General features: G+C 30.0%; 10 protein-coding genes. 9 read left to right on the top strand and 1 reads right to left on the bottom strand.

Translation table 11 applies throughout. The annotated features are described in order from the left end of the window. Positions 1-25: 25 nt before the first annotated feature. The 6 genes from N4A55_RS14820 to N4A55_RS14845 all read left to right on the top strand — a co-directional run bounded on the left by N4A55_RS14820 (position 26) and on the right by N4A55_RS14845 (position 8685). Positions 26-1318, top strand: a complete 1293-nt coding sequence (locus tag N4A55_RS14820) for an MFS transporter (protein ID WP_293757741.1) — start codon at positions 26-28, stop codon at positions 1316-1318. A 12-nt stretch (positions 1319-1330) separates the two neighbouring features. Then, positions 1331-2368, top strand: coding sequence for a winged helix-turn-helix domain-containing protein (locus N4A55_RS14825; RefSeq protein ID WP_293757743.1), 1038 nt, complete (start codon positions 1331-1333; stop codon positions 2366-2368). A 145-nt stretch (positions 2369-2513) separates the two neighbouring features. Then, entirely contained in the window at positions 2514-3104 is a 591-nt protein-coding gene (locus tag N4A55_RS14830) for a TetR/AcrR family transcriptional regulator (RefSeq protein WP_293757745.1), read from the top strand. Between the two features lie 46 nt (positions 3105-3150). Continuing rightward, positions 3151-5214 (top strand): efflux RND transporter permease subunit, encoded by a 2064-nt coding sequence (locus N4A55_RS14835; RefSeq protein ID WP_293757747.1) that lies wholly within the window; start codon positions 3151-3153, stop codon positions 5212-5214. Positions 5215-5230: 16 nt separating this feature from the next. Continuing rightward, positions 5231-7258, top strand: a complete 2028-nt coding sequence (locus N4A55_RS14840) for a hypothetical protein (RefSeq protein WP_293757749.1) — start codon at positions 5231-5233, stop codon at positions 7256-7258. Positions 7259-7458: 200 nt separating this feature from the next. Continuing rightward, positions 7459-8685, top strand: a complete 1227-nt coding sequence (locus N4A55_RS14845) for an extracellular solute-binding protein (protein WP_293757752.1) — start codon at positions 7459-7461, stop codon at positions 8683-8685. A 163-nt stretch (positions 8686-8848) separates the two neighbouring features. Here the strand turns inward: N4A55_RS14845 and N4A55_RS14850 are convergent, their stop codons facing one another. Next, entirely contained in the window at positions 8849-10084 is a 1236-nt protein-coding gene (locus tag N4A55_RS14850; protein WP_293757755.1) for an MFS transporter, read from the bottom strand. Positions 10085-10518: 434 nt separating this feature from the next. Here N4A55_RS14850 and murB point away from each other — a divergent pair, with 434 nt between their 5' ends. The 3 genes from murB to N4A55_RS14865 are packed head-to-tail and all read left to right on the top strand — an operon-like array spanning position 10519 to position 13345. Continuing rightward, complete coding sequence (gene murB / locus N4A55_RS14855) at positions 10519-11430, top strand: UDP-N-acetylmuramate dehydrogenase (RefSeq protein ID WP_293757757.1); 912 nt, start codon at positions 10519-10521, stop codon at positions 11428-11430. A gap of 23 nt (positions 11431-11453) precedes the next feature. Then, positions 11454-12326 (top strand): RNase adapter RapZ, encoded by an 873-nt coding sequence (gene rapZ, locus N4A55_RS14860; RefSeq protein WP_293757759.1) that lies wholly within the window; start codon positions 11454-11456, stop codon positions 12324-12326. Positions 12327-12364: 38 nt separating this feature from the next. Next, on the top strand, positions 12365-13345 hold the full coding sequence (locus tag N4A55_RS14865) for a gluconeogenesis factor YvcK family protein (protein WP_293757762.1): 981 nt from the start codon (positions 12365-12367) through the stop codon (positions 13343-13345). Positions 13346-13403: the final 58 nt, after the last annotated feature.

A 13403-nucleotide genomic window follows, 5' to 3' on the forward strand; every position in this document is an offset into this window, starting at 1 on the left:
ATTAAAACTGGAGGATATATCAAATATGAATAAGACTAAGAAAAATACAATTTTGTTTTTATTAGGAAAACTAGTATCTTTATTTGGAACACGTATTTATGGATTTGCTATGGGGCTGTACATATTGAAAATAACAGGTTCTGCTCTTAACTTTTCCATAAGTATATTACTATCAACAATACCTGCATTGATTTTTGGACCTATTGGAGGAGTTATAGCTGATAGGGTGGATAGAAAGAAAATGGTTCTGTTAGCAGATTTCTTTAGCGGCGTTATAATGTTTATTGCTTTTGGACTAAGTCAGATTTTTGGATTGGAACTTTGGATAATATATATGTCAACAGTCTTACTTTCAATACTTAATGCATTGTTTGCTACAGCTTTTGATGCGGCTCTACCTAACTTGGTAGATGAGTCAAGTTTAAGTAAAGTGAATTCATATAACCAAGCTATGAATAGTTTAACCGGTGTACTAGCACCGATTATAGGTGGTATTGTCTATGCACTAGTGCCCCCAACCATGTTTATAATATTTAATGGAATATCATTTGTATTATCAACATTCTCAGAATACTTTATTGATTTCTACTGGAAAGTGGAAAAAAGCGTAGAAAAAATAGCTATCAAAGAAGTAGACTTTTTTGCTAACATCAAAGAAGGATTTGCTTATATTAAAACTAAAAGCCTAATATTTAGTGTTATATCCATTGCTGTTTTCATCAATTTTCTGTTTACGGCTATAAATGTTGCTATACCACATATTGTAGTAGTTCAGTTCAATATGTCAGATGAGATATACGGAATTATTGAATCTGCACTTGCAATAGGTTCCTTATTTGTTTCAATTACATTCGCTAATAAATTGGGAGTATTGAAGCCATTGAAAATGGGTTTTTTCGTAATTGGCTTAGGTATTATAAATATACTTTTCAGTGTTCCATTAATAGCTACTGGATTACTTGACATTAACAATTTTGTGGCTGTATATTATAGTATTCTATTCTTCCTTATGGGATGTATTCTTGTACTAATCAATATTCCTATGGCTGTTTATATACAGAAGACTACAGATGATGAATATAGAGGTAGAGTAATGGGATTGAATGGAACACTTTGTATGGCAATTTCACCTTTAGGTTACTTATTACATGGATTTTTACTTGATTTAATACCAACATATATTATAATGATATATGCAGGGGTAGGTATATTCTTTATTGCAATATACATGACTAAGAAAATGAATAAAATAATTGATAATGATGAATCAATTGTTAAAGTTAAAGATACTTTGAAAGTTGCTGAGGCAGAAAGTTGATGGAGTGATGTAATGATATCTGATATAAATTATAATATAGTAATAGATTTCATACAATCAATTACTAGGATAATTAATGCTAATGAGTGGCCAGACTATGCAAAAAGATTTAAACTGAATAATGAGATTTCAGAATATGTTAAGCATGTTCAAGAAAATATGGATCCTATATTAAAAAGAGATATGGAATATTATTGCGGTAAGTTTTGCAAAGGATTGTTTGCAGTAATTTTCTATGCAATAGATGAAGATATCAATGATATTGGGATATTACTTGATAATATGGATATGATGTCTGGGGAGGATTTAGTTAATATAATTATACAAAAACTAGAGCTTGAGATTCCAGAAGGTGCTAGTGAAAAACAAATACAGACAGTCATTAAAGAAGATTTACGAAATGATATGCAGGATTTAGATAAAGTTGAAATATACATGGATTACTTCAGGTATCCTAATGAAATGAAAGAACGATTAGTAATAACTCTTAGAGAATATTATAATAAATTTTTTGTATCTATAGAACAAGATGTTAGAGACTTTATGGACAAAAAATTAAATGAACATAGACTATTGATAAAAGGAGATTACGACAAATTCTTTGATAATATGGTTATGCTAATAGACAAAGATGTAGTTATAGATAAAGAAGTTAAGTTTTATATATGTTATTTCAGCGAAATAGGTTGTGGACTTAGATACACTGAAGACGGAGTTTATACTATCACTTACGGGTATGGATTAGAACAAAAATATGATGATAACATGAAGAAGATGGAATATAGAGAGTTGATAAAGTTACTTAATGATGATAATCGTTTCAAAATAATTGATTTGTTAGGCAAAAGATCATGGTATAGTAAAGAATTGGCAGATCATCTAGGTATTACTACTGCAACTATGAGCTATCATATTAAAAAGATGAGTACATTAGGAATATTTGATATTGAGACAGGTAAAAATAAAAGATTATATTATAGATTAAATAAAAATAAATTCATAAAAATAGTCAATAATATGTTGTTTGATATTATTGATGCCCAAGAATAAAATTTTATTTGGTAATTATAGCTATGAAAATTTAATTTCATGGCTTTTTTTTATATAAAATTAATATTGACCGTTGGTCATTTTACGAATATAATATTCTTGGATAAAAAAATGACCGTTGGTCAATATAGATTGAAGGTGTGCTATGAGTAAGATTATAGAGAATAAGAAGCAAAAGAAAAACGCTATCTTTAGTTCTGCATATGAATTGTTTACAACTAAAGGTTTTGATAAGACTGCAATAAACGATATTGTGAAAAAGGCAGGTGTGGCTAAAGGTACTTTCTACCTCTATTTTAGAGATAAGAATCAAATACTTGATAATATAATTTTAAAGAAAAGCTCAGTTATCATAAAAGAAGCGTTTCAAGAAACTATGAATAAAGAACATAAAAACTTTATTGATGCCATTATATTCTTTACTAATTATACTATAGAATACCTCAAGGATAATATTATTCTTTTAAGTCTCATCTACAAAAACTTATCTTGGGGTTTGTATAGAAAAGCATTAAGTGATCCTGAATTAATTAAGGATATGGATGAAATATACAGAACATTTTTAGGTAAGTTAAAAGACCATAATATTTCTGTTGAAGATGTGGATAAAACATTATTTCTTATTATCGAATTAGTTGGTTCAACTTGCTATAGCTCAATTATTCTAAAAGAGCCAGCAAGTATTGATGAAATGAAGCCAATTCTTTTTAAAGTAATAAGGAAAATGCTTGAATAGTAGTAGACGTTTAAAAGGACTGATGATTGCAGAAAGGGAGGATAACATGAAAAAGTTTGCAAGAATGGTTGTAAAACATAGAAAATTAGTTTTACTAATTGGAGTCTTGTTAATGATACCATCACTTTATGGTATGACTAATACAAGAGTCAATTATGACTTACTAACTTATTTACCACAAGAGTTAGATTCTATGAAAGGTCAAGAAGTAGTTGATAAAGTATTCCATAAAGCAGCGACAGGGTTATTGATTATTGAAGATATGGAATCAAAAGATGTAATAAAGTTAAAAGAAAAAATAGATGAAGTAGAAGGTGTTGAAAAAACTCTTTGGATTAGTGATTTAATGGATATCACTATACCTAAAGAATTTCTACCAAGTGATATAAAAGATGTATTCTATAGTGAGAATTCAACTTTGATGATGATAGAATTTACACATGAAGCTGCATCAGATAAAACTCAGACAGCAATAGAAGACATTAGAGGAATAATGAACAAACAATGTTTCTTAAGTGGTATGTCAGCCATACTTAGAGACACAATAAAATTAGCTGATAAAGAAACACCTATATATGTTTTATTAGCAGTTGTATTAGCTACAATCGTTTTAGCATTGACATTAGAATCAACAATTGTTCCATTAATCTTTTTAGCCGCAATAGGTATAGCTATATTATATAACTTTGGTACTAACATTTTCCTAGGAGAAATATCATATATAACCAAGTCTCTGGCGGCGGTACTACAGTTAGGGGTTACCATGGACTTCTCAATCTTCTTATTACATAGATATGAAGATGAACTAAAGATTAACAGTAACAAAGAGGAAGCTATGGCTGTTGCAATAACTAAAACAGCAACATCAATAGCAGGTAGTTCATTAACTACTATAGCAGGTTTCTTAGCTTTGGCAGTTATGAAATTAGGGTTAGGTAAAGATATAGGTTTTGTAATGGCAAAAGGAGTTTTCATAGGTGTAATATGTACGATAACTATTCTACCAGCACTTATACTAACATTTAATAAAGTGATACACAGATTCAATCATGGTACGGTATTACCATCATTTAATGGTACAGCTAATTTTGTAACAAAACACTATAAGAAATTTGTAGTATTATTTGTACTATTATTCATACCTTTTATATATGGTAAAGCCAACACAGAAGTATATTATAACCTAGATGAATCATTACCAAGAAACCTTGATTCAATAGTGGCACTTGATAAGCTGAAAACAGGTTATGATATGACTACTACCCATATGATTGTTATTGATTCCGAGACTCCATCATACCAAGTAAAAGACATGCTGGGGGAAATAGAGCAATTACCAGGGGTTCAATCAGTTATTGGGTATGATAAATTAGTAGGTCCAGCAATACCTTATGAATATGTACCAGATAAGTTAAAGGATATACTTGAAAAAGGTGGTCACAAACTCATATTGGTTAATTCAAGTTTCAAAGCAGCTACAGATGAACAAAATAAACAATTACAAGATATTAATTATATCGTTAAAAAATATGATGAAAAGGGTATGGTTACAGGTGAAGGTGCATTAACAAAAGACTTGGTCGAGTTAGCAGATGTGGATTTCAAAAATGTAAGTATAGCATCAATTTTGGCAGTATTCGCAATTATACTATTAGTATTCGGTTCTATATCAATTCCAATTATTCTAGTAGGAACTATAGAGCTTGCTATATTTATTAATATGGGAACTCCTTATTATACTAATACGACTATCCCATTTGTATCCTCAATCGTAATTGGAACCATTCAATTGGGAGCAACAGTAGACTATGCAATATTATTAACTACTAGATTCAGAGAAGAAATACGAAATGGACATGATAAATTAGAAGCAATGAGAATAAGTCTTCTAGGTTCGGTTAGATCAATAGTAACTAGTGCCTTAACATTCTTTGGTGCAACTGTAGGTGTTGGATTCATTGCTGATATGGAAATGATAAAGAGTTTAACAGGTATGATTTCAAGAGGTGCAATTATCAGTATGTTCGTAATCATATTTATGTTACCAGCACTGCTCCTCTTATTTGAAGGATTTATAGCAAAAACTAGTAGAAAATGGCGCAGAAATTAAGGAAGGATGATATAGTATGAAAAAAAGAATGAAAAAGATATGTAGTTTAGCAATTGTTTTAATAATGACATCTAGCAGTTTATCTTCTGCTGCTGATGATAATACCATCAAAAAAGACGAAACTGTATATGTTAATCTATCCTCAGCAGGGGAAGTTAAAAAAATTATAGTAAGTGACAAGATACATTCAGATGTAGAGGGTCAAAAGGTAGTTGATAGTTCTTCTCTAACAGATATAAAAAATGTTAAAGGTGAAGAAAAACCTAGTATAGATGGTGAAAATATAATATGGGAACTTGAAGGAAATGATTTGTTTTACCAGGGTAACACAGATAAAGAGATTCCAGTTGAAATTAAAGTAAACTATTACTTAGATGGTAATAAGATAGAACCATCAGAGTTACCAGGTAAGTCAGGTAAAGTAAAAATAGAATTAGAAACAGTTAATAAAGAAAAACATCAAACAGTTATAAATGGTGAAACTAAAGATATCTATACACCTTTTATGGTAGCTTCAGTGGTTATTTTACCAGAAGATATTTTCAGTAATGTTAAAGTTAACTCAGGCAGAATATTAACTGAAGGAAATAATCAAATTATAACTTATGTTTCAGTGCCAGGTTTAAGTGAATTAATATCTGAAGATGCAACAGATATTAATATTCCTGAAAAACTAGTAATAGAAGCAGATGCAGAAGAATTTGAATTAGGACCTATTATGTCAGTGGCAACATGTGAGTTACCTAAAATTAATGAACAAGGTGATCTAGGAAGTATAAGTGAAATGATTGATTCTGCTAATGAATTGGAATCAGCTTCTAGAAAATTAAGAGATGGAACCAAAATTTTATCAAATGGACAGACAGAACTTGCTGATAATCTAGTGAAATTTAGAGCTGGTGTAGTAGATTTAGATAAAGGTAGCACAGTACTTTTTAATGGAATCAGCAAATTAGATTCAGGAATTGGTTCAGCTTATGAAGGTGCAACAAAAGTAGCTAATGGAATAAGATTATTTGTAGATAGTACAGGAGAATTCGGAATAGGTGCTAAAGCTTTTGGAGCAGGAGCAACAAGTTTTGCAGAAAAAGCAGGAGAATTTGCAAATGGAGCTACTATGTTATCCAGTGGATTAGGAAAACTAACTAGCAGTACAAAAGAATTAGAAACAGGTGCCAAAACTCTAACTAACGGAACAGATAAATTAATAGCTGGTGAAAAACAAATAACTACAGGTATAACTGCAAGCTTAAAAGGAGTACAGAGCTTAATTAAAGCAGTAAAACAACAAGATCCTAAGAATCCAATGTTAGCAACTCTTAAGCAGATTGAAGCTGGCCTAAAAGCTGTTGAAGACGGTTCTAACAATATGACAAATGAATTAAATAATTTCAAAAAAGGTCAACAAAAATTAACTGTTGGATTAGGGAAACTTGGACAAGGAACTGACACTATTAAAGAAACAGCCGATTTATTACAAGCAGGAAGTAAAGGGCTTGTAAATGGAGCTGATAAGTTATCCCAATCCGCAGCGCAATTAGATACAGGAGCTAAGAAAATAGCTGGTGGTTCCAAGGAATTAGTAACAGGTTCACAAGGAGTAAGTGAAGGATTAGGAAAGCTATCAGAGGGTTCCAAATCTATTATAGCAGGAAAAGTTAAGTTGGAAAAAGGTAATAAAGGGTTACTATCAGCAGCTAATCAACTAGTGGATGGAGGAAATAGATTAAAAGATGGGGCAAAAGAACTCAATGTAAATATGAATAGATTCCATCAAGAAGGTATCAAAGAATTAAGTAGTGTCATAACAGAAAAAACAGAGTCTTTAGATGAGTTACTTCTTGTAAAAGATGAACTTATTAAGTTAGCTGATGAATACAATAGCTTTACTGGAATTGGAAAAGACATGGAAGGTTCAGTTAAATTCATTATGAAAACTGAAGAAATCAAGAAAGCTAAAGAAGTAGTTGCTACTACAGAAACTGAAAAAAATAAGAAAAAGAAAGGATTCATTAATTGGATCAAAGGCTTATTTGGTAAATAAGTTATAGAGAATTATAATAGATAATAAAGGCAATCTATACTCTTGAATCAATAATTCGAGAATTAGATTGCCTTTTATCTTATAACTTGGGGTAGTATTATTTTAATATATTTTGATTTTAATAGGAATAATTATATCCAATTATGTAAATAAAAAGTATATGAAATAATCATACTAAGAATCAACGAGGAGACTTGATAATGAAGAAATTAATTACTACACTATTAATTACTACATTAATAATAGCATCTATAGTAGGATGTGAGCAATCTAAGAAAAAAGTGGTTAAATTTGGAGCTACTGCTGATTATTATGGTGAAACAAAGTCTGTAATAGAACAATTTAATCGATCACAAGATACTTACGAAGTTCAACTAGTAGAACTTGACGGTAACAATACTGATGTCCATGATAAAATAAAAAAATCCATATCTAGGGGATCATCCCATTTGGATGTTATATCTATGGATGTAACATGGGTAGGAGAATTTGCAGGAGCAGGTTACTTAGAACCTATTGATGTAAGAATACAAGAAAAAGGTTATAAGAAAACTGACTTCAATGAAAGAGCTATGAAAGCAGGTAATTACGAAGGTCAACAATACACATTACCTTTTTATTTGGATTTAGGATTATTATATTATAGAAAAGATATCGTAGATGAAACAGAAGCAAAAGTATTAGAAAATGGTAATTATTCTTATACAGATTTATCTAAGTTAGCAGAGAAATATAAAGGACAAGAAAATACAGAAACAGGATTCGTATTTCAATCTGGAGTGTACGAAGGACTAACTATAAATGTAACAGAATTTACTAACTCATTTCATACCCTAAAAAGAGGACTGGAAACAATGAAAATGTTTGTTGAGGCTGATTACACACCAAATGATATTTTGTACTACAATGAGAATGATACCAATGATGCTTTTATACAAGGCAAAACTGTATTTTCAAGAAACTGGCCATATCAATCTAAACTAGTAAACAATGAACAACTCGAACTAAATCTAAAAAAAGAACAGATTGGAATAGCACCTTTACCTAATGGAGGTGTAATAGGAGGCTATGTATTAGGAATAAACAAAAACTCATCCAACAAAGATGGCGCTTGGGAATTCATTAGATATATTTCTAGTGAAGAAGGTCAAAAGACTATAGTTATTCAGGGTCAACATATACCAGGATATAATAAATTATTGACAGACGCTGATATAATGGATTCAAATGAATTGTTCAAATCACAAGGCTATAAGAACGCATTAACCTCATCAATAGCAAGACCTATCTCAGATAAATATACAACAGTATCAGATACTATACAGATAAATGTACACAAATATTTATCAGGAGCCCAAGACCTAGATATAACCATCAAAGAATTAGAAAAACTCATAACAGACAATAAAATAATCTCAAAACAATAAAATGGGGCAAAACACACAAATAAACATATATAGTGATAAGAACGATTTTTATAGCTTGTTGTTTCCTTCAAATCAGATAAAACAACAAATGTAACAAGAGTGATTATCACTATATATGTTTTGTGATACTACCGTTATCCATCCTTAAAACATACGCTAATACTTACTCAATTTTTTTAGTCTGCACTATAGTATACATAAACAACAACGCTACAACAAATGATATAGCCGTCAAGAAAAATAAAACATTAAACCCTATAATATCAACAAAAAGCCCGAATATCAATGGACCGGTTATAGCAGCTACTGAAGATGAAAAATAATAAAAACCAGTATAAGTACCAACTTTTGCCTCATCAACACCTTCAACTATGTAAGGATAAGAATTTATGTTGACTAATGACCAGAATATACCAGCTACAGCTAATAATATTATCATAGTATACTTATTAAAAGGTATGATACCAACAGGTCCCATTAAACCAATAATGATAAATATGAAAATATCAGTAGTCAAACCAATAAGAATAGCTTTTCTTTTGCCTAATTTCTTTCCTACAAATCCTGAAGGAATAGCGAAAATCAAAAAAGCTGCTGCAAAAGCACTGAGAATAATTCCCGATTCATGTTTTGGTAAACCAATATAATGAACTATATAATTGCTGAATGTAGCTTCCATTCCCTGATAACCAATAAACCAAAAAAGAATGGCTAAAAGTAAATGCAGGGTTTTACTATCTTTACTATTGATAATATCTTTCAATGTAGATATTATTTTGACTTTTTCATCTGATTCACAATTACTATATGTACTTGGTTCTTTGATGAAGAATATAATAACAAGTAGAGAAATAAGCATAACTATACCAGTTGCAAAAAAAGGTAGATTATTATTGATTTTGTATAATCTGGAACCACCATACAATACAAAAACAGCAGCTAGACCACCCATGAAGTTAATAACTGCATTAGCTTCACTTCTCTGATGAGAAGGAATCATATCAGGCATTAACGCAACAGTTGGACCTCTGTAGATTGCCATTGAAAAATTCAAAACGGTAATAATAACCAAGAATAATAATAGATCATTTGAAAACATAGGTAATAAAATAAACATAAGTGCAGATATAGGAAGACCAATCATAATAAAGGGTTTTCTTCTTCCGAACCTTGTATGAGTATTATCGCTTACAGCACTAATAAATGGTATTAAGAAAATAGCTAAGATGTTATCAAGGGTCATGATACTATTAACAACTAACTGGCTTTTGAAAAATTCTTTCAGAAATAATGGAACATAGTTATTATAAAGGGGCCATACTAAACTAATAGCAAAAAAACCAAAACCTAGAATAAAAGTTTTCTTATAATTTAATTTTCCTGTTGCTTCTTTAACCATAAATTCATCCTCCAATGTATTAATATAATATCAAAGTAATCAATCTACAAAAAGTATAATTACAGAATTACTTATTGTAGGTTAATCATCATAATTATATAAGTAAAATTAAATAATTACTATAGAGCTAGCAATTATTAAGTTAATTCAACTTATAAAATCAAGGAAAATATATTGAACTTATTAAAATGGTGTATAGATATTAAGTTCAATATATATATTATACAATAAAAACGTAATATTTTTAGTTAAAATAATATTAAATGTATAACTTCAATAAAATAGTTATAAAAGCATTAAGATATTCTAACCAACAAATTAAAAAAATATGATATAATAAAATTATTGCAAAAAAATATTACTCAATTTATCCACTTCAATATTATATGCAGTAAGCTACATAATATATTAGTAGAGTATGAAAGGATGTATTTATGGAGATAGATAGAATAGCTCAAGAATTAACAAAGAAAATAAGAAAAGAAAATATTATAAAAGACGAAAGTATGTCAAAACACACCACTTTTAAAGTAGGAGGGAATGCTGATTTATTTATTCGCCCGAGTAATATAAATGAACTATCCCATGCCATAAAGACATGTAAAACTTTTAATACCCCTTATTATGTAGTAGGTAATGGAAGTAATATAATTGTAAAAGATAATGGTTTTAGAGGAGCTATAATCCAAATATACAAAAACCTCAATAATGTAACTATTGAAGACGATACAATTACTGCTGATGCTGGTATACTCTTGGCAAAATTAGCAAAAATCATAGCAAATGAAAGTCTCGAAGGCTTTGAATTTGCATCAGGTATTCCTGGTACATTGGGTGGTGCAGTATATATGAATGCTGGAGCCTATGGTGGTGATATGTCCCAAGTAATTGTTTCTGTAGATGTTATTGATGAAAAAGGAAATATCATAACTTTATCAAAGGAAGAATTAGAACTAGGATATAGAACTAGTATAGTTCAACAAAAAGATTATATTGTACTAAGTGCAGTATTAAAATGTAAAAAAGGTAACAAAGAAAAAATAAAAGGCTTAATAGAAGAACTAAATAACAAGCGTAAAGAAAAACAGCCATTGGAATATCCAAGTGCAGGCAGCACCTTCAAAAGACCAGATGGGTACTATGCTGGAAAACTTATTATGGATAGTGGATTAAGAGGTCACCAAATAGGTAATGCCCAAGTATCCGAGAAACACTGTGGATTTATTATTAATAAAGGTGATGCAACAGCCAATGATATCATTAATCTTATTAATCATGTAAGAAATACAGTTAAAGATAAATATCATGTCAATTTAGAAACAGAAGTTAGAATTATTGGGGAATAGAAAAACTAGAAAGGATGAAGCTCATGCGGTTTGTAATTGTTACAGGAATGTCTGGAGCAGGTAAAAGTATATCCTTAAAGATGTTAGAAGATATAGGGTTCTTTTGCGTTGATAATCTTCCGCCAGTACTTATTAATAAGTTTGCTCAGATTTGTTTTAGTCCTGATTCAGGAATAGATAAAGTTGCTTTGGGAATAGATACTAGAGGTGGGAATTTATTTACTGAGCTTCTTAATGAGATAAAAAAATTAGAGAACGAAGGCTATGAATTAGAAGTTCTTTTTCTAGATGCTAACGATGAAACTCTAGTTAAGAGATTCAAAGAAACAAGACGAAAACATCCTCTTGTGTCAGAAGGCAGAATACAAAATGGTATTGATAAAGAGAGAAAAATACTAGAGCAGGCTAAAAAAAGAGCTAATTTCATTATTGATACTAGCAAATTACTAACAAGAGAATTAAAATCAGAATTAGCTAAGATATTTTTAGAAGGGAAAAAATACGAGAATTTAATTATTACTGTTCTATCCTTTGGATTCAAATACGGAATTCCTTCTGATGCTGATTTGGTTTTTGATGTAAGATTTATACCTAATCCTTTCTACATACCAGAACTAAAAGAGAAATCTGGGAATGAGAGAGAAATTAAAGATTATGTACTGAAATGGGACGTATCAAATAAATTCATTGATAAATTAGATGATATGTTGAATTTCTTGATTCCTAATTACATCCAAGAGGGGAAAAATCAATTAGTTATTGCTATAGGTTGTACAGGTGGTAAACATCGATCTGTTACTTTGGCTAATGAGCTATATAATAGATTATTAAAACAAGAATATAGTGCCAACATTTATCACAGAGATATAGAAAAAGACTCAAAATTAAAGAATTAAAATTTGCTTATTATTAGTATTGAGGAGTGAGTTATTAAATGATTCAAGATATGGACGACATAAAAATAGTAACTATGGGTGGTGGTACTGGATTATCTACTATGTTAAGGGGACTTAAAAAATATACTGAAAATCTTACAGCCGTTGTTACCGTTTCAGACAATGGAGGCAGTTCAGGAATACTTAGAAGAGAATTAGATATGCTTCCTCCAGGTGATATTAGAAACTGTATATTAGCATTAGCTGAAACTGAACCTATAATGGAAAAAGTTTTCCAATATAGATTTACAGAAGGAAGTCTTAGTGGACAGAATTTCGGTAATCTCTTTTTAGCAGCTCTTAATGGAATATTTGGAAGTTTTGAACAAGCAATTGAAAAGACAAGTGAAGTCTTAGCAGTAAAAGGCAAGGTTCTTCCAGTTACCATAGAAAACGTTGAATTATGTGCTTTATTCGATGATTCAGTTTTAGTGGAAGGTGAAAGTGAAATTGTTCAAAGATGTAAGAATGATAGAAAAAATATCAAAGACGTTTGGTTACATCCTAAGAATCCAAAACCATATGACAAAGTTATAGAAGATATTAATGAAGCTGATATACTGGTTCTTGGACCAGGTAGCTTGTATACCAGTATTATCCCTAATCTACTAGTAAGAGATATAGCACAAGTAATAAAAGAATCCAAACCAACAGTCATATATGTAAGTAATATAATGACTCAGCCAGGTGAAACAGATGATTATAATTTAATAGATCATATTAATGTTATTGAAAAATATCTAGGAAAAGGTATAATAGATTATATTATAGTTAATAACCAAGAAATACCTAGTGAAATTCTAGAACTCTACATAGAAGATGGAGCAATACCTGTTACATACAATAAAAATTTATTAAAAGATAAAGGAATAAGAGTATTAGAAGCTCCATTATTGAAGATATTAAGTGGGACTACATTAATTAGACATAACTCCGATAAGTTAGCAGAAGTTATAATATCTATATTGAAACAACTTTAACCAATCCTGCATTTTGCCATCTATAGCCTAATAAATATGCAAATAATGGGTAAAATAA

This window comes from Vallitalea sp., assembly GCF_025211055.1.
GTDB lineage: Bacteria > Bacillota > Clostridia > Lachnospirales > Vallitaleaceae > Vallitalea.